The organism is Leifsonia sp. C5G2 (genome assembly GCF_013359685.1).
Lineage (GTDB): Bacteria > Actinomycetota > Actinomycetes > Actinomycetales > Microbacteriaceae > Leifsonia.
The window spans coordinates 116448-132967 of the sequence record NZ_JABFMV010000012.1 but is presented as its reverse complement, the minus strand read 5'-3'; the positions used below and the strand labels follow the sequence as shown (position 1 = coordinate 132967).

15 protein-coding genes are annotated in these 16520 nt (G+C 73.2%); 1 reads left to right on the top strand and 14 read right to left on the bottom strand.

All coding sequences use genetic code 11. The features are described 5' to 3' along the window. Positions 1 to 5: 5 nt before the first annotated feature. Entirely contained in the window at positions 6 to 617 is a 612-nt protein-coding gene (locus HNO83_RS15520) for a dihydrofolate reductase family protein (protein ID WP_175338425.1), read from the top strand. Here the strand turns inward: HNO83_RS15520 and HNO83_RS15515 are convergent. The 14 genes from HNO83_RS15515 to HNO83_RS15450 form a co-directional block, all read right to left on the bottom strand. Beyond that, a complete protein-coding gene (locus tag HNO83_RS15515; protein WP_175338424.1) occupies positions 595 to 1422 on the bottom strand; it encodes an alpha/beta hydrolase in 828 nt (275 codons plus the stop codon). The two genes, HNO83_RS15520 and HNO83_RS15515, sit on opposite strands and share 23 nt — an antisense overlap. Continuing rightward, positions 1419 to 2207, bottom strand: coding sequence for an HpcH/HpaI aldolase/citrate lyase family protein (locus HNO83_RS15510; RefSeq protein ID WP_175338423.1), 789 nt, complete (start codon positions 2205 to 2207; stop codon positions 1419 to 1421). The genes HNO83_RS15515 and HNO83_RS15510 overlap by 4 nt, the downstream gene beginning before the upstream one ends. Continuing rightward, on the bottom strand, positions 2204 to 3391 hold the full coding sequence (locus tag HNO83_RS15505) for a CaiB/BaiF CoA transferase family protein (RefSeq protein WP_175338422.1): 1188 nt from the start codon (positions 3389 to 3391) through the stop codon (positions 2204 to 2206). The genes HNO83_RS15510 and HNO83_RS15505 overlap by 4 nt, the downstream gene beginning before the upstream one ends. Continuing rightward, positions 3388 to 5409, bottom strand: a complete 2022-nt coding sequence (locus HNO83_RS20455; RefSeq protein WP_175338421.1) for an SUMF1/EgtB/PvdO family nonheme iron enzyme — start codon at positions 5407 to 5409, stop codon at positions 3388 to 3390. The genes HNO83_RS15505 and HNO83_RS20455 overlap by 4 nt, the downstream gene beginning before the upstream one ends. Beyond that, positions 5387 to 6343, bottom strand: a complete 957-nt coding sequence (locus HNO83_RS15495; protein WP_175338420.1) for a ribokinase — start codon at positions 6341 to 6343, stop codon at positions 5387 to 5389. The genes HNO83_RS20455 and HNO83_RS15495 overlap by 23 nt, the downstream gene beginning before the upstream one ends. Beyond that, a complete protein-coding gene (locus HNO83_RS15490; protein ID WP_175338419.1) occupies positions 6340 to 7719 on the bottom strand; it encodes an ADP-ribosylglycohydrolase family protein in 1380 nt (459 codons plus the stop codon). The genes HNO83_RS15495 and HNO83_RS15490 overlap by 4 nt, the downstream gene beginning before the upstream one ends. Further along, complete coding sequence (locus HNO83_RS15485) at positions 7719 to 8873, bottom strand: ADP-ribosylglycohydrolase family protein (RefSeq protein ID WP_175338418.1); 1155 nt, start codon at positions 8871 to 8873, stop codon at positions 7719 to 7721. Before HNO83_RS15485 ends, HNO83_RS15490 begins: the two co-directional genes overlap by 1 nt. A 51-nt stretch (positions 8874 to 8924) precedes the next feature. Continuing rightward, a complete protein-coding gene (locus HNO83_RS15480) occupies positions 8925 to 10217 on the bottom strand; it encodes an ABC transporter substrate-binding protein (RefSeq protein WP_175338417.1) in 1293 nt (430 codons plus the stop codon). 30 nt (positions 10218 to 10247) lie between these two features. Continuing rightward, on the bottom strand, positions 10248 to 11123 hold the full coding sequence (locus HNO83_RS15475) for a carbohydrate ABC transporter permease (protein WP_175338416.1): 876 nt from the start codon (positions 11121 to 11123) through the stop codon (positions 10248 to 10250). Beyond that, the gene (locus tag HNO83_RS15470; protein ID WP_175338415.1) at positions 11120 to 12070 is read right to left on the bottom strand and encodes a carbohydrate ABC transporter permease; all 951 of its coding nucleotides are present in this window, start codon (positions 12068 to 12070) and stop codon (positions 11120 to 11122) included. Before HNO83_RS15470 ends, HNO83_RS15475 begins: the two co-directional genes overlap by 4 nt. Then, positions 12067 to 13122 (bottom strand): LacI family DNA-binding transcriptional regulator, encoded by a 1056-nt coding sequence (locus HNO83_RS15465; protein WP_175338414.1) that lies wholly within the window; start codon positions 13120 to 13122, stop codon positions 12067 to 12069. Before HNO83_RS15465 ends, HNO83_RS15470 begins: the two co-directional genes overlap by 4 nt. 180 nt (positions 13123 to 13302) lie before the next feature. Continuing rightward, positions 13303 to 15147, bottom strand: coding sequence for a thioredoxin domain-containing protein (locus HNO83_RS15460; protein ID WP_175338413.1), 1845 nt, complete (start codon positions 15145 to 15147; stop codon positions 13303 to 13305). 40 nt (positions 15148 to 15187) lie between these two features. Next, on the bottom strand, positions 15188 to 15598 hold the full coding sequence (locus HNO83_RS15455; protein ID WP_175338412.1) for a hypothetical protein: 411 nt from the start codon (positions 15596 to 15598) through the stop codon (positions 15188 to 15190). A 72-nt stretch (positions 15599 to 15670) separates the two neighbouring features. Next, positions 15671 to 16504: an aldo/keto reductase gene (locus HNO83_RS15450; RefSeq protein ID WP_175338411.1), complete on the bottom strand. Its 834-nt coding sequence runs from the start codon at positions 16502 to 16504 to the stop codon at positions 15671 to 15673. Positions 16505 to 16520 lie beyond the last annotated feature (16 nt).

Below are 16520 nucleotides of genomic sequence, written 5' to 3'. Positions count from 1 at the left end.
CGGGCATGGGAATCGTCACTGCCGACATCGGGATCTCGCTCGACGGCTTCGCCGCCGGACCCAACCAGTCGCTGGAGCATCCGCTCGGCGAGGGCGACACCGAGCGCCTGCACACGTGGATGTTCGCCTACGCCGACGAGCACACCGAGGAGATCGAGGCGATCACCTCGGCGGGCGCCTACGTCATGGGCCGGAACATGTTCGGCCCGGTCCGCGACGAGTGGCCGGCGCCCGGCGAGCCGTTCGGCGACTGGCACGGCTGGTGGGGCGACGAGTCGCCGTACCATGCTCCGGTCTTCGTGCTCACGCACTACGCCCGGGAGCCGCTGGAGACCGTCGGGACGACGTTCCACTTCGTGACCGACGGCATCCACTCGGCGGTGGACCAGGCGCGCGAGCACGCGGGCGACGCCGACGTGGCGATCGCGGGAGGGGCGGAGACGCTCAACCAGGCGCTCTGGGCGGGCATCGTGGATGAGCTGCGCCTGCACATCGTCCCGCTCACGCTGGGCGGCGGCGAGCGCGTCTTCGACCGGGTGCCTCCGCTCGACCTGGAGCTGATCCGGCAGCGGGTCACGCCCGAGGTGGCGCACCTCAGCTATCGCGTGCTGCGCTGAGCCCCGCATCCGTGCACGCGGCGGGCGGCGTCCCCTCGTCCGTCGTCAGAGCCCAGCGGAATGCCGGGCGCCACGTCTCCCAGCCGTGACCGCCGGGGAACGTGCGGAGCGTCGCGTGGATGCCGGGCACCCGTGACGCGTGGTGGACCAGCGCGGCCGCCTGGGCCGCCACGGCGGCGCCGGCCGTCGCGCCGGGGTGCGGCGGCTCGGCGTCCCCGACCGCGACGAGCAGCCGCACCGGAAGACCCGCCGGGTGGCGCGCGAGCGAGGCCCGGTACCCCCGCCGCTGGTAGACCTCAGGGTCGTAGCGGACGGCGGCCGTGCCGAAGGCGCCGGAGTCCCGTGCCGACGAGCCCTCCGGCGGGTCCGGGTCGTACACGGCCGGGCTGAGCGCGGCGACCGTTCCGAAGTGCGCGGGATGCGCGAGCCCGAGCCGCACGGCCCCCGCCCCGCCCATCGAGTACCCCGCGACCGTCCTCGCCGCCCGGTCCCGATCCAGCGGGAGACCGTCCTCGAGCGCCGGGAGCAGGTCGCCGACGATCGCGCTCTCGATCGCCCGGCCTCCCGGGGCTGCGGAGTCGACCCAGTAGCCGGCGCGGCCGAGCCAGGGCGCGTCCGGGATGACGACGACGCCCGGCGGGAGGTCGTCGAAGACCGGCGCCCAGCTCTCCGCCGTGTCTCCCCGGCCGTGCAGCAGCACCGTGAGCGGATGCGGCCCCGGGTCCGCGGGGACCCGCAGCAGGAACCGCAGCTCCTCCCCGAGGGCCGCGCTCGGCAGGGCGGCCCAGCGCGGCGCCCCGCTCATCGGTCCAGGATCGCTCGTGCCCGGGCGGCCATGGCCGCGTCCACCATCTGCCCGTCCGCCAGCGTCGCGACGCCGCCGGCGGCGGCGAGCGCCTCCAGCACCGCCCGCGCCCAGGCGACCTCGTCCTCGCGCGGCAGGAACACCTCGCGGATGACCGCCAACTGCGCCGGGTGCACGGCCGACCGGCCGTGCCAGCCGAGCCGGCGTCCGCGTTCGGTGTCGGCGCGCAGCCCGTCGAGGTCGCGGATGCCGGGGTAGGCAGCGAGCATCGGTGCGGGCAGTCCGGCGGCGCGCGCCGCGACCAGCAGCCGCAGCCGCAGGTGGTTGACGACGGCCGGGTCGCGGGTGCCGAGCTCGGCGGCCAGGTCGGCCTCCCCCGCGCCGAGGGCCACCACGGCCGGATGCGAGGCCAGCTCGAACGCGCGCTCGACGCCGAGGGCCGACTCCACCAGGGCGGTCAGCGGCACGCCGGGCGCGAGCGCCGCGACACGGTCGAGTTCGGCGGCCGACTCGACCTTGGGCAGCCGCAGGCCGATGTCCGCGCGCGTCGCGGTGAGGGCGGCGAGCTCGTGGTCGGCACCGCGGTTGACCCGCACCTGGATGGCGGGACCGGGCGTGACCCGCGCGGCGAGCCACGAGGCGACCGCGTCGAGCGCCGCCTCCTTCGCGCCCGGCGCGACCGCGTCCTCCAGGTCGAGGATGACGATGTCCGGCCCGGCGGCGACGGCCTTGTCGAAGCGGTCGGGGCGGTCGCCGGGCACGTAGAGGGCCGTGGTCGCGGTCACACGATCCCCCGTTCCCGCAGCGCCGCCAGTTGCTCGGGCGTGACGCCGATCTCGGCGAGCACGTCGTCCGTGTCCTGACCGTGCCTGCGGCCCGCCCAGCGGATGGCGCCCGGGGTCTCCGACAGGCGGAACAGCACGTTCTGCATCTTCACCGGCCCGAGCTCGTCGTCGGGGACCGTCTGCACGGTCCCCAGGGCGCGGTACTGCGGGTCGGCGAGGATGCCGCGCACGTCGTAGACCGGGGCGATCGCCGCCTGCGCCTCCTCGAACGCGGCGATCACCTCGGGGGTCGGACGTGCGGCGATCCAGCCGCCGACCGCCGCGTCGAGCTCGTCGGCGTGCTCGGCGCGGGCGTGGCCGGTCGCGAACCAGGGCTCCGCCACCACGTCCTCTCGGCCGACCAGGCGCATCACCCGCTCGGCGATCGACTGCGAGCTCGTCGACACGGCCACCCAGTCGCCGTCGGCCGTGCGGTAGACGTTGCGCGGCGCGTTGTTGACCGAGCGGTTGCCGGTGCGCGGCTGCACCAGGCCGAGCTGGTCGTAGGCGGTGATCTGGCCCCCGAGCAGCATCAGGATGGGCTCGATGATCGCCAGGTCGATCACCTGCCCGCGGCCGTCCCGCTCCGCCGCCCGCAGCGCCACCGTGACGGCGTACGCGCAGCTGAGCGCGGCGATCCCGTCGGCGAGGCCGAAGGGCGGCAGGGTGGGCGGCCCGTCCGGCTCGCCGGTGAGCGCGGCGAACCCGCTCATCGCCTCCGCCAGGCTGCCGAAGCCGGGACGCGACGAGTACGGCCCGGTCTGCCCGAACGCGGTCACGCGCGCGATCACCAGCCGGGGGTTGGCCTCGTGCAGCCGCTCGGGCGCGAGGCCCCAGCGCTCGAGCGTGCCGGGGCGGAAGTTCTCGATCAGGACGTCCGCCTCGGCCGCCAGCGCGAGCAGCAGCTCGGCGCCCTCGGGCTTGCCGAGGTCGACGGTGACCGTGCGCTTGTTGCGGCCAAGCGTCTTCCACCACAGATTGACGCCGTCCTTGGCCGGCCCGTGCCCGCGGGCCGCGTCGGGGCGCGTCGGATGCTCGACCTTGATGACGGAGGCGCCGTAGTCGCCGAGGAAGGTCGCGGCGAGCGGTCCGGCGAAGAGGGTGGACACGTCCAGCACCCGGACGCCGTCGAGCGGGGCGGTCATCGGCTCTCCTCCGCATCCCAGGCCAGCCGGAACCCGATCTGCGAGGAGCGTTCGACGCCGAGCCCCGGCAGCAGGTACTTGAGGCTGAAGGAGGGCGCCTGCACGCCGCCGTCGACGTACCAGTCGGAACCGGTGGTGCGATGGGCGGAGCCGCCCTTGAGCATGACGAACCGCGTGATGCCGTCGTCGTGCTCGCTCTCGGTGAGGTTCCAGACGGCCGGCTCGCGTCGCTCGAGCCCGGCCGTCGCCGCCAGCTGCCACTCGAACTCGTCCGGCAGGCGGGCGCCGGCCCAGGCGGCGTAGGCGCGCGCGTCGGCGAGGGAGACGCCGGTCACGGGAGCGTCGGGCGATGCGTCCTCCGTCCCCACCAGGAAGCGGTGGCCCACGGCCGGACGGTAGCCGGTCGCGTCCAGGAACGCCCGGAACTCGGCGATCGACACCTCGCGTGCCCCCACGGCGACCGGCCGCGCGATGGTCGCCTCCACGGTCTCGGCGCGGTCGTCGTGCAGTCGCGGAGGCAGCGGTTTCCACTCCTCGACGTACGGAGCGCCCTGGTAGAAGCCGGTCTCGCGCCGCCGGTAGGTGACCTCGAGGCGACGGGAGCCGGGCTCGACGCGGACGGCGTCGGGCGGGATCACGGCGGCCGGCGCAGCGGTCGGGCGCAACCGGACCGCCTCGCGCGCCGGGAAGGCCGCATCCGCGGACCCCGGGTCGGCGGCGGCCTCGGCGAGCAGCGCCGCCAGCCGTTCCGGTTCGGCCGTACCGGGCGCCAGCTCCAGCACCCCGGCGATGCCGCGAGCCGGCACGGTCACCTCGCGCGCGTCCCGGACGCCGGCGGTCACCTCGTGCCGCCGGGCGCCCGCCGGCAGGGTCGCGGCCAACGGGTCGCCGCGCCAGTCGGCGTCGCCGCGGTTCACGATCGTCCACAGGGTCGTCCCGTCGAGGCTCCAGCGCGAGACGTACACCCCGGCGGCGATCGCCTCGGCCGTCGCCCCCTCCAGCGGAGCCCACTCCCCCGCGACGAGCAGGTCGCTCAGCGCCCGCTGCGCCCGCAGCATGCGCCGCAGCGTCGACTCGTCGCGCGGGTTCCAGCCGACCCAGACGCCGAACACCGCATCCCAGACCAGGATGCCGGTGCCGTTCATCCACGCCGCCTGCAGCTCGTCGCTGTGGTCGCGGTTCCACCTCCGCACGCCGTGCATCATGTGGCGGCGCTCGAACCAGTGGGCACGCATGACGCCCGGCGCCGCGGAGTCGGCGAACCACTGCGCCCAGCTGAGCTGGTGGTCCTGGATGCGCTGGTTCGGGACCCGCGACTCGCCTTCGAGCACCTGCGGCGGCCGGGTTGCGAGCAGGGCCGCGACCAGGGCCGAGTCGCCCTCCTTCATCGTGTCCAGGAACACCCCGTCGACGCCGAACTCCTCCACCAGCGCGGCGAGCTCCTCGGCGTCGGGACGCGCGGACCGGCGGGTGCCGGTGTCCCACGGGTTGTAGTCGACGAAGACGCGGAGCCCGCGCTCGTGCAACCGGTCGATCACGGCCTGCAGCCCCGGCACGTCCCGGTAGTAGTCGAACTGGTTGCGGTCGTCGATCCCGATGACGGGATACGCGTGCCACAGCACGACGCCGTCGAGGCCGCCCTGGGCGGCGACGGCGTCGAGGAAGCCGTCGACGGTGAACTCCTGCCGGTCGTGGTCGAACAGCCGGTCGTCCCACAGCCACACCTGGGCGACGGCGTAGGCGGTCTGCGCCCAGCGGGTCTCGGGCCGGTCGTACAGCTCGCCCGTGTACCCGATCCGCTCACAGGCCTCGGCGCGCCACGCGGCCAGACCGGCCCGCCAGGCCGGCCAGTCGGCGGGGTCGTCGGGCGCGGCGAACACCTTCGCGATGTCGCCGGTCTCGGGCGCGATGCGCCCGTCCGCGGGCAGCGCGGTCGGCAGGTCGATCGGCCGCGGGACGAGCGGGTCGAACCGGTTGGTGCTGGCCTCGTCGGGGTCAGCGGTCGGCGATGAGAGCACGGATCTCCTCGAGCGTGGGGATGGACGGGACGGCCCCCGCGCGCTGCACCGACAGCGCGCCTGCGGCCGACGCGAACCGGGCGGCGGACACGAGGGCGCCGAGCGCCGTGGCGCCGCGAAGGTCGCGTGTCGCGGTGCCCTTCGCGCGACCCGCGACGAACCCGGAGCGGTCGAGCTCGGCGGCGAGGGCGCCGCAGAAGGTGTCGCCCGCGCCGGTGGTGTCGACCACCTCGACGCGGTGCGCGGGGACGGCGGCGGGCTCGGCGCCGGGGACGACGACGAGACTGCCGTCGCCGCCGAGGGTCAGGACGACGGCGCGCCGAGCGCCGGCCAGGGCCTGGGCCGCCTCCTGCGGCGACGCGGCCGCCGGCGCCAGCAGCCCGGCTTCGTGCTCGTTGACCACGAGGAGGTCGACGCTGTCGAGCAGCTCGTCGGGCAACTGGCGTACCGGTGCGGCGTTGAGCACGACCAGGGTGCCTGCCGCCCGGGCGAGAGCGGCCGCCTCCGCGACCGTCTCCAGCGGCGTCTCGAGCTGCAGCAGCAGCACGTCGGCCGCCGTCACGGCGTCCCGTTCGCCGGCGGTCAGCCCGCTCAGCCGTGCGTTCGCTCCGGAGTCGACCACGATGCTGTTCTCGCCCGCGGCATCCACCGTGATGAGGGCGGTCCCGGTCGGGGCGTCCACCCGCCGGTCGAGCACGCGGACGCCGGCGACGCGCGCCTCGGCGGCCAGCCGGTCCCCCGCGGCATCGCGCCCGAGGGCGACGACGAAGGTCACCTCGGCGCCGGCCCGGGCCGCCGCGACGGCCTGGTTGTTGCCCTTGCCGCCCGGGACGGCGTCCGACGACACGGCGAGCACGGTCTCCCCCGGCGACGGGATGCGCTCGACCCGGTACACGAGGTCGAGGTTGGCGCTGCCGACGACAGCCGTGGTCATGCGGCCACCGCCTCCGTGCGGCGGGCGAGTTCGGAGAACCGCACGTCCGAGAAGCCCGGGACGGAGGTGGCCAGGCGGTCGTGCAGCGGCGCGATCCAGCGCTCCGGCAGTCCTGTGGCGCCCGTCAGCGCACCGGCGATCGAGCCGGCCGTCGCGCCGACGGAGTCGGTGTCCCAGCCGCCCGAGACGGCCAGCGCGATCGTGCGCTCGAAGGCGCCGCCGCCGCGGGTCAGCGCGAAGGCGAGCAGTGCTGCATTGTTGAGCACGTGCACCCAGTGCAGGTGGCCGAACTCGGCGTGCAGCGCATCCACCGCCGCCTCGTCGTCCAGGTCGGAGGCGCCCAGCTCCGCGCCGCGCGTCACCGCGGCCGCATACCGGCTGCCCGAGGGCACCACCGAGAGGCCGGCGTCGAGCACGCGGTCGAGGGATGCTCCCGCCACCGCCGCGCTGCACGCCGCCGCCGCGAACATGGCGCCGTAGACGCCGTTCCTCCCGTGGCTGAGCCGCGCGTCCGCCCACGCGAGCCGGGCGGCCGCGACCGGGTCGCCGGGCGTCGCCCAGCCGTACACGTCCGTGCGGATCTGCGCGCCGATCCAGTCGCGGAACGGGTTCCGCACCCGGCCCGCGACCTCCGGCTCGTACCCGTCGAGGAGGTTGCGGTAGGTGATCCGCTCGGCGGTGAAGACGCGACCGCCGGGCAGCGCGTCGAGCCAGGCCTGCGCCACGGCGTCCGTGGTGAACGCGCGGCCCGCGGACTCCAGCAGCTGCAACGCGATGAGCGGGAAGTTGAGGTCGTCGTCCTCCGGCATCCCGTCGATGTTCTCGACCAGGCTGGTCGGCCGGCTGCGCCGGTTCCAGGGGTAGCGTGCGGCGATCTCCGGATCGAGGCCGACGGCCGTGAAGTAGGACGCGATCGGCCAGTTGCCCGTCGAGCGGGCGATGGCACGGATGCCCTCGAGCGGGAGCTTCTCGACGGGCTTGCCGAGCAGGCAGCCGGCGGCGCGGCCGCGCCACGCGCCGAGCACGCGGTCGGCGTAGGCGTCCGTGCCGGCCGACCCCATGGGCGCCGATCCCGCCGTCTGCGTCCCGGCGGCCGCGGGAGCGGCGGCCAGGATCGCCTCCAGGTCGTCCGGCTCCGCCGCGACCAGCTCCGCCGGGTCGGGACGCCCGTCCAGCTCGGCGAGCAGGTCGCGCGCCAGCCGGCGCAGCTGCTCCGGTGCCGGCTGCGGGGTCGCACCGTTCACCGGCGCGGTCGGGGCGCCGCCCGCGGCGATCCAGCGCTCGCGCAGGTCGGCCGCATCCCTCCCGTCGAGCTCCGCCGCGACGAACGCGTGCGGCAGCAGGTCCTCCGGTTGCGTCCAGCTCAGGCGCAACATCACACCGCCTCGGCGGCGACCGGCGAGAACGCGGAGCGGGCGGCGGCGACCGCACCCGCCCGGGCGGCGTCCTTCGCCCAGACCTCGCGCGCGACGTCCGCGATCACCGGGCCCGTCGCGGTCACGTCGATCCTGCTGCCCTCGTTCACGGCCGCGATCCACTCGGCGGGCACGACCTCGAGACCGCCGAGCGCGCCCGCGACGGATCCCGCCATGACGGCGATCGAGTCGGAGTCGCGCCCGTAGTTCACGGCGCCCAGCACCGCCTCCCGGTACTCGCCGCCGGTCGCGATGAGCATGCCCAGAGCGATCGGGAGCTCCTCGATCGACTTCGTCCGGCTCGGGATGCGGGCATCCTTCGCCGGGGCGCGGTAGTGCGGCCCGACCGTGTCGAACGGCTCCACGGCCGCGCGCAGCGTCGCGAGTCCTCCGCGCCAGTCCGAGATGCCGGACGCCGCTTCGGCGACCGCCTCGATCGCGTCCCGCGTGCCGTCCTTCGCGAGCCGCAGCGCGGTGGCGACGACGGAGTCCACGTCGGCGCCCGGCCGCATCGCCTCGGCGACGGCCGCCGCGAACACACCCGCCGCCTCCCGGCCGTAGCTCGACTGGTGCGGCGCGGCGATCTCGATGCCCTCCGCGTAGGCGGCGTCCGGGTTGCCGGCGTTGACGATCCCCACGGGACCGGCGTACATGGTCGCGCCGCAGTTGACGATGTTGCCGACCCCGGCCTCCCGCGGGTCGATGTGGCCGTAGTGCAGGCGGGCGACCAGCCACTTCTCGGCGAGGAAGATGCGCTGCAGCAGCAGCGCCTCCGACTCGAACTCCGGGATCCAGCGCTTCTCGCCGATCAGCAGCGGCACCAGGTGGTCGGCGATGGCGAACGCGTCGAGGTGGTCGCGCACGGTGTCGTACACCTCGACCAGCGCGGTCGTCATCAGGGTGTCGTCGGTGATGTGACCGTCGCCCTTGTGGTACGGCGCGATCGGCCGGGCGTTCCGCCAGTCGGCGAGGAAGGGAGGGACGACGCCCTGGATGAAGCCGTCGTAACGCTCCTGGATCGCCTCGGGCGTGTTCCCCTCGGCCGCTCCTCCGAGCGCGTCACCCACGGCCGCGCCCGCCAGCGCACCCGTGCTCGCATTCACCAGGGCATCCATCGTCTCTCCTCTACTCCGTCGTTCTCGTGTGCCGATCCGTCGCGCCGACGGTCAGCCGACCGCCGACCAGCCGTCCGCCAGCTGCTTCTTCAGGTCGTCCAGGCTGATGGAGTTCGCCAGGTACTTCTGCAGGGCCGGCGTCGCGTACTGGTCCTTCCACTGCGGATAGTTGGTGGCGGCCTGGAACGGCGCCGCGGTCAGCTCGTCGCCCGACTTCAGGATGACGTCCCAGCCGTTCTTGCCGGAGGTGTCCTTCGCGACCTGGTCGCGCGCGGCCTGGGAGGCCGGGATCAGCCAGTCGCCCTCGGCGAGCTTCGCCTGGTTGTCTGCCTTCATGAAGTAGTCGATGAACTTCGCCGCTTGCGGGATGTGCTTGCTCTGAGCCGAGACCGACATCGTCTGCGGGTTGGCGGCCTGGTCGGCCCCCTTGCTGCCCGCGAGCGGCGGCAGCACGACCCAGTCGAAGCCGCTCGGCGCCGACTCTGTGATCTGCTGCGCGACGTAGTTGCCGCCGACGTACATGGCGTACTTGCCGCCGAAGAACCCGGGCAGCACGTCCGTGCCGCTCTGCGTCAGCGACACCGGGTCGAGCGACTTGTCCGCGTACGCCATGGCGTTGATGCGCTTGGGCACCTGGAGCTCGTCGTCGCCGACGTGGATGGTCGACTTCCCGTCCTTGTTGTCGAAGAAGGTGCCGCCGAAGCCGAGCGCGAGGTTCATCACGGTCGCGGTCGGCGACTTGAGCCCCCACCCGGTGCCGAAGCTGCCGTTGGCGGTCAGCTTCTTGGAGAGCGACTCGAAGTCGTCCCAGCTCATCGTGCTGCCCGTGGGCACCGCGACGCCCGCGTCGGTGAACGCCTTCTTGTTGGCGAAGACGACGTACGACTGGAGGAGGGTGGGTGCGGCGACGATCTTGCCGTCCGGAGTGGTCACCGACTTCCAGACGTCCTTCGACACCTGCTTCTTGGTGTCGGCGCTGAGCGAGCCGCCGAGGTCGGCGAGGTAGCCCTGCTGGGCGAAGCCCATGATGTCGGCCGACTCGTCGTGGATGATGTCCGGCGCGGTCCCGCCCTGGAACTGGGTGACCAGCTGGTCGTGGACGTTGTCCCAGCTGCCCTGCTGGAGCTTCACCTGGATGTCGGGGTTGGCCTTGTTCCACGAGTCGACGATCTCCTTCGTCGCGGCGACCGTGGTGTCCTGGTAGGCGAGCGACTGGAAGGTCAGCGTGACCTTCCCGCCGCTCGCGCTGTCCGAGCTGCCCGAGGATGAGCAGCCGGCGAGGGCGAGCGACGCGGCGGCGATGCCGGCGACGAGGGCGCCCACGCGGATGGTGCCTTTGCGCATGGTTTCTCCTTGGTTGGGGGTTGTTCCGTCTCAGCCCTTCACGGCGCCGCTGAGCAGGCCGGAGGTCAGACGCTTCTGGATGAGCAGGAAGAAGATCAGGCTCGGGATCGTGGCCAGCAGCGACGCCGCGGCCAGCTGTCCGAGCTGCACCTGCCCCTCGGCCCCGACGAAGCGGGCGAGTGCGAGCGGCAGGGTCTGCAGGCTCGGGTCCTGGATGAGCACGAGGGCGAAGAAGAACTCGTTCCAGGAGTTGATGAAGGTGAACAGGCTGGTGGCGACGAGCCCGGGGGCCAGCAGCGGGAGCACGATGGTGCGCAGCGTGCGGAACCGGCTCGCCCCGTCCATCGCGCCCGCCTCCTCCAGCTCGACCGGGATGCCGACGATGTAGCCCTGCAGCATCCACAGCGCGAAGGGCAGCGACCAGACCGTGTAGACGAGCACCAGACCGGCCAGGTTGTTGATCAGCCCGATGTTCTTCAGCACGAGGAAGAGCGGGATGATGATCAGGATGAACGGGAAGACCTGGCTGAGCAGGATCCACCCCGTCGCGATCCCGCGCAGCTTGGTGCGGAACCGGGCGAGGGCGTAGGCCGCGGGCAGTGCGATGACCGTCACCAGCACGGTCGTGCAGACGGCGACGATGAGGCTGTTGCCCGCAGCCGTGAACAGGTTGGCCTTCTGGATCGCCTGGGCGAAGTTCTGCAGGTCGAGGCTCGTCGGCAGGAACCCCGGGTTCGGCGACTGCAGCTCGCGCGACGTCTTGAACGCCGTCGTGAGCAGGAACAGCAGCGGGAAGCCGAGGAAGATCATGTACAGCACGAGGGCGAGGTACTGCAGCGGGCGCGAGATCAGCCGCGCGCGCTTCACCGAGGCGCTCTTGACGGGTCCGGAGGCGAGAGTGGTCATGCGTTCCGGCTCCTCATCTGGCCGCGCAGGTACAGGAACAGGAAGATCGCGATGACGACCACCATGACGTTGCCCATCGCGGCGGCGTAACCGAAGTTCCCGTAGCGGAAGGCCTCGTTGTAGGCGAACAGCATCGGCAGCATGGTGGTGCCGCCCGGCCCGCCCGCGGTGAGCACGAACACGAGCGCGAACGAGTTGAAGTTCCAGATCAGGTCGAGGGTCGTGATCGCGACGATCACCGGGCGCAGTGCCGGCAGGGTCACGTGCCAGAACCGCCGCCACGCGCTCGCGCCGTCGATCGCGGCCGCTTCGTGCAGCTCCGTCGGCACCGACTGCAGGCCGGCGAGCAGCGTGATCGTGGTCTGCGGCATCCCGGCCCAGACGCCGACGACGATGACGGCGGGAAGGGCGATGGACGCGTTGCCCAGCCAGTTGATGTCGCCGGGGAGCCCGACCGCGCGCAGACCCTGGTTGATCGGGCCGTAGCTCGGGTTCAGCATCAGCCGCCACATGATGGCGATGATGACCGGGGGCATCGCCCACGGGACGAGCGCGAGCGTGCGGGCCAGCCAGCGCAGCCGCAGGTTCAGGTTGAGCAGCAGGGCGAGGCCGAGCGAGGCGAGGAACTGCAGGATCGTGACGCTGAACGCCCACAGCAGGCCGATGCCGAACGAGTTCCAGAACAGCGTGTTGCCGCCGAGCTTGGTGTAGTTGTCGATCCCGTTGAAGGTGATCGGGATGTTGTACCCGGCGCGCGCGTCGGTGAAGCCGAGCAGGATGCCCTGCACCAGCGGGTAGACGCTGAAGATGACGATGGGGATGAGCGCAGGAAGCACCAGCAGCCAGGCGTCGCGGCCGCTCCCGCCGGCGGGGCCGCCCGCGCGGCGGCGACGGCGACGGGGCTGCTGGGGGGCCGTGGCGGCGGGCGGGGCGATGGTCGCGGTCATGCGTTCGCCCCCGCGTCCGCTCGGTCGGCCGCGGCGACCGACGACTCGCGCACGGCCAGGGTCGGCTCGATCACGACCGTCCGCGGTGCCACGCCGGGGTTCTCCAGGCGCCGGATGAGCAGCTTCGCGGCGGTGCGGGCGCGCTTGGCGGACCCGAGGTTGACGCTGGTGAGCGCCGGATTCGCCAGCTCCGCGGCCTCGCTGTCGTCCATCCCGACCACCGCGACGTCGTCCGGCACCCTCACACCGCGTGCCGTCAGCTCCTTCAGCACGGCCACCGCGATCAGGTCGTTGGCGCAGACGATCGCGTCGGGGGTGCATTGGCCGAGGAGCCGCGCGGCCGCCTTGCGGCCGGCCTTGTAGGTGAAGTCGGAGGCCGCGATCTGGAGGTCGGCCGAGGTCGCGAGGCCGAGCCGGTCGACCGCGCGCAGGTAACCCTCGAGCCGCGCGGCACCCGGGACGGTGTCGACCGGTCCGTTGACGAAGGCGATGTGCCTGCGGCCGCCTGCCGCCAGGTGCTCGACCGCCAGGCCGACGCCCGCGACGGAGTCGGCGCGCACGCTGTCCACCTCGACCCCGGGCGGGAGGGAGCCGATGACGACCGCCGGGATGCGGCTGCCGCGCAGCGCGGCGACGAGCTCGTCGGTCACCCGCAGCGGGCTGAGCAGCAGGCCGTCGGCGAAGCCGCGGTTGAGGCTGCCCAGCAGTTCGATCTGGTCCGCGGGGTCGCTGCCGGTCGACGAGAGCACGAGCCGGTAGCCGTTCTTCGCGGCGACGCGCGCGACCTCGTGCATCATCTTGACGTAGACCGGGTTGCCGAGGTCGGCCACGGCCAGCGCGAGCTGGTCGGTGCGTCCGGTCTTGAGCGTGCGTGCGCTGGCGTCGGGCACGTAGCCGAGCTCGTCGGCCGCGCGGCGCACGCGCTCGGCGAGCTGCGGCGAGGCGGGCTGCCCGTTGAGCACCCGGGAGACGGATGCGATGGAGACGCCGGCGCGTTCGGCGACGAGGACGAGCGTGGACCGCTTCGGTTCGGTCGCCGGCTGCTCGGACATGCGCTGCTCCTGCTTCATTGGAGGGTGCTCGGGAAACGTTCTTGAGAACGTTTACAAGAACGTTTACAGGCACGATAGCACGCCAATCCGTCCGAGTCGAACCGCGCCCGTATCCATGGGACGCGACACGCCGCAGCGGCGCACGATCAACGGCGTGTTGCGCCCCATGGACGGGCGCGGCTAGAGCGCGGCGGCGTCCGTCACGGGCAGGCGGCAGACGAAGTCGCGGCAGAGGTACGCGGTCGGGAGGCCGTCCCGCGTCGTGCGTCCCCCGAACAGCTCGAAGCCGTCCCCGGCGAGTTCGGCAGCCCGCGACTCGGTCGCGATCGCGACGAGCGGCGCGGGATGACGGCGCGCCGCATCCACCAGGTCGCCCGACGCCGCGCCCTCGGGCAGCACGACCACCAGCTGCTCCACCTCGCCGGCCAGCTCGGACATGAGTGCCAGCGCCGTCCCGAACGCGCTCGGCACCTGCAGTGCCTGCGCCGCCACCAGCCGCATCCCCTCCCGGGCCGCGCGCTCGTAGCGCCGCTCGCCGGTCATCAGGTACAGCGTGTGCGCCGCCCGGCTCATCGACGACAGACCGGACGGGTAGGCGCCCTCGGACGGGTCCACCCGCACCGCCAGCCCCGTCGACTGCAGCACGGGGTCGCCGCCGCCGGGCGTCTCGAACGGGCAGGTCCCCTCGCCCGCCGCATCCAGGCACAGGTCGACCAGGTCGCGGGCCGCGCTTGCGGTCCGGGCGTCGCCGGTCGCCAAGGCCAGCTCCAGCAGCCCGGCCGCGAGCCCGCCGTAGTCCTCCAGCGTCGCCCCGGCCTCCGACCGCCGGTCGCCGAGGGAAGCGCGCAGCAGCGTCCCGTCCGCCCGGCGGTGACGGGCGAGCACGGCGTCCGCCGCCTCGGCCGCCGCGGCGATCCACGCCGGGCGGTCCAGGATGCGGCCCGCACGGGCGAGCGCGCCGATCGCGAACCCGTTCCACCCGGTCAGCACCTTGGCGTCGAGCGGCGGCGGCTCCAGCCCGGCCCTCTCCGCCGGCGGGAGCGTGTAGTACGTCCCCTCCACCCGGGCGCCGTCGATCGCGCTCTCCGAGTCCTGCGCCGACGCGAACCCGCCGGACGGCCGGCGGAGCACGCCGAGCAGGAAGGCCGCGACGCCGTCGGCGGTGCGCTCCGCCCACTCCTCGCCCGTCAGCCGCCAGGCCCGGGCGTACGTGTCGAGCAGCAGGGCGTTGTCGTACAGCATCCGCTCGTAGTGGGGCTCGCTCCAGTCCCGCCGGGTCGCGTACCGGAAGAAGCCGCCGTCGACCGCGTCGCGAAGCGGGGATGCCGCCATCTGCTCCAGGGTGCGGACCGCCAGGTCCTGCCCTGCCGGGCGGGTGAGCAGGAAGTCGAGGGTCGGCGCGACCGGGAACTTCGGAGCCGCCCCGAAGCCGCCGAACTCGGGGTCCTCCGCCTGCGCGAGCAGCGCCACCGCGCCGTCCAGCTGCTGCCCCGTCGGCAGTTCGGAGACGGCCGTCGCGGCCTCCGCTGCGGCGGCGAGCGCCTCGCGCACCTTCCCCGCGTCCGACTCGACCTGCTCGCGGCGGGAGGTCCAGGCGTCCCACACCGCGTCGAGCACCTGCCGGAACGAGGCCCGCCCGGCGACCGGCTGCGGCGGGAAGTAGGTCCCGGCGAAGAACGCGCGGCCCTCCGGCGTCGCGAAGACCGTCAGCGGCCAGCCCAGGTTGCCGGTGAAGGCGCTCGCCGCGGAGAGGTAGGCGGCGTCCACGTCGGGATGCTCCTCGCGGTCGACCTTGATGGCCACGAACCGCCGGTTCAGCTCCTCGGCCGTGACCGGGTCGCTGAAGCTCTCCCGCGCCATGACGTGGCACCAGTGGCAGGTGGCGTAGCCGATCGAGACCATGATCGGCACGTCGCGCCGCCGAGCCTCGGCGAACGCCGCGGGACCCCACGGGAACCAGTCGACGGGATTGTCCGCGTGCGCGCGCAGGTAGGGGCTGACCACGTCGCCGAGCCGATTCGCCATGCGCTCACCCTACGACCCCGGCGCGGAAGCGGAAGCCCCGTCAGCCCGCGCTGTCCATCCCCTGCAGCCGGACGGACGAGTTCAGGTAGAACGCCGCGAGCGCCGCATAGCTGAGGCACGCCACCGCGGGCAGGAACGCGTTCTCGGGGTCGCTGCCGAACGCCCCCACGCCCGAGATGAAGGCGAGCGCGGCGAGCAGCCCGCCCATCCAGAATCCCGCCGCCGGCCGGGCCGTCGCCCGCCACCACGGCCGCGGGTCGGCGCGGTTCTCGCCCGCCCCGCGGAAGATGCGCACGCCGACGATGACGTACGCGACGTTGAGGGCGGCGACCACCAGCACGTCGAACGTCGGGTTCAGGAAGCGCGCGAACAGGAAGACGTTGAGCACGAGGATGAGCGCGAAGACACCCACGATGTAGATGATCTTGCCGGTGATCGTCGTGATGCGCACGCGATGAGCCTAGCCGGGAGGTGCGGCAGTGCGCGCCGCACCTCCCGGCCATGGATCAGAGGAGACCGGGGATCAGTTGACCTCGTCGGGGTGCGCGCTGACGCGGCCCTCGCGCTCCAGCGAGCTGATCGCCGCGACCTCGTCGGCGGTCAGCTCGAAGTCGAAGACGTCGAAGTTCTCGACCATGCGCTCCCGGCGGTTCGACTTCGGGAAGACGATGTTCCCCGTCTGCAGGTGCCAGCGGATGACGACCTGCGCCGGCGTCTTGCCGTGCGCCTCTGCGGCTCCGGCCACCTCCGGCAGCTCGAACAGCGGGTACTTGCCCTGGCCGAGCGGGCCCCACGCCTCGATCTGGATGCCGTGCTCGCGCGAGAACGCGGTCACCTCCGGCTGCTGGTGCGCCGGGTGCAGCTCGATCTGGTTGACCGCGGGCACCACGTCGGTGTTCGCGAGCAGCTTCTCCAGGTGCGGCACGAGGAAGTTGGAGACGCCGATCGCCTTGGCGCGGCCGGACGCGTAGATCTTCTCCAGCGACTTCCAGGCCTGCACGAAGGTGTCCTTCTGCGGGGTCGGCCAGTGGATGAGGTACAGGTCGACGTAGTCGAGGCCGAGCTTGCCGAGGGACTCGTCGAACGCGGCCTCCGCGTCGGTCTGGCGGTCGTTCCACAGCTTGGTGGTGACGAACAGCTCCTCGCGCGGGAGACCGGCCGACGCGATGGCCTGCCCGACGCCCTCCTCGTTCCCGTAGATGGCGGCCGTGTCGATGTGGCGGTAGCCGACCTCGAGCGCGTCGGTGACGATGCGGGTCGTCTCGGCCGGGTCGACTTTGAAGACGCCGAAGCCGAGCTGGGGGATGGTGGTCCCGTTGTTCAGGGTCAGAAGCGGGGTATTTGCGTTTGCAACCATATCCTTCACGGTACCA

Excerpts from the sequence above, each read along its gene's own strand:
- HNO83_RS15520 (WP_175338425.1), top strand. The coding sequence starts at position 6 with ATGGGAATCGTCACTGCCGACATCGGGATCTCGCTCGACGGCTTCGCC.
- HNO83_RS15515 (WP_175338424.1), bottom strand. The coding sequence starts at position 1,422 with ATGAGCGGGGCGCCGCGCTGGGCCGCCCTGCCGAGCGCGGCCCTCGGG.
- HNO83_RS15505 (WP_175338422.1), bottom strand. The coding sequence starts at position 3,391 with ATGACCGCCCCGCTCGACGGCGTCCGGGTGCTGGACGTGTCCACCCTC.
- HNO83_RS15495 (WP_175338420.1), bottom strand. The coding sequence starts at position 6,343 with ATGACCACGGCTGTCGTCGGCAGCGCCAACCTCGACCTCGTGTACCGG.
- HNO83_RS15490 (WP_175338419.1), bottom strand. The coding sequence starts at position 7,719 with ATGTTGCGCCTGAGCTGGACGCAACCGGAGGACCTGCTGCCGCACGCG.
- HNO83_RS15485 (WP_175338418.1), bottom strand. The coding sequence starts at position 8,873 with ATGGATGCCCTGGTGAATGCGAGCACGGGTGCGCTGGCGGGCGCGGCC.
- HNO83_RS15480 (WP_175338417.1), bottom strand. The coding sequence starts at position 10,217 with ATGCGCAAAGGCACCATCCGCGTGGGCGCCCTCGTCGCCGGCATCGCC.
- HNO83_RS15475 (WP_175338416.1), bottom strand. The coding sequence starts at position 11,123 with ATGACCACTCTCGCCTCCGGACCCGTCAAGAGCGCCTCGGTGAAGCGC.
- HNO83_RS15470 (WP_175338415.1), bottom strand. The coding sequence starts at position 12,070 with ATGACCGCGACCATCGCCCCGCCCGCCGCCACGGCCCCCCAGCAGCCC.
- HNO83_RS15465 (WP_175338414.1), bottom strand. The coding sequence starts at position 13,122 with ATGTCCGAGCAGCCGGCGACCGAACCGAAGCGGTCCACGCTCGTCCTC.
- HNO83_RS15460 (WP_175338413.1), bottom strand. The coding sequence starts at position 15,147 with ATGGCGAATCGGCTCGGCGACGTGGTCAGCCCCTACCTGCGCGCGCAC.
- HNO83_RS15450 (WP_175338411.1), bottom strand. The coding sequence starts at position 16,504 with ATGGTTGCAAACGCAAATACCCCGCTTCTGACCCTGAACAACGGGACC.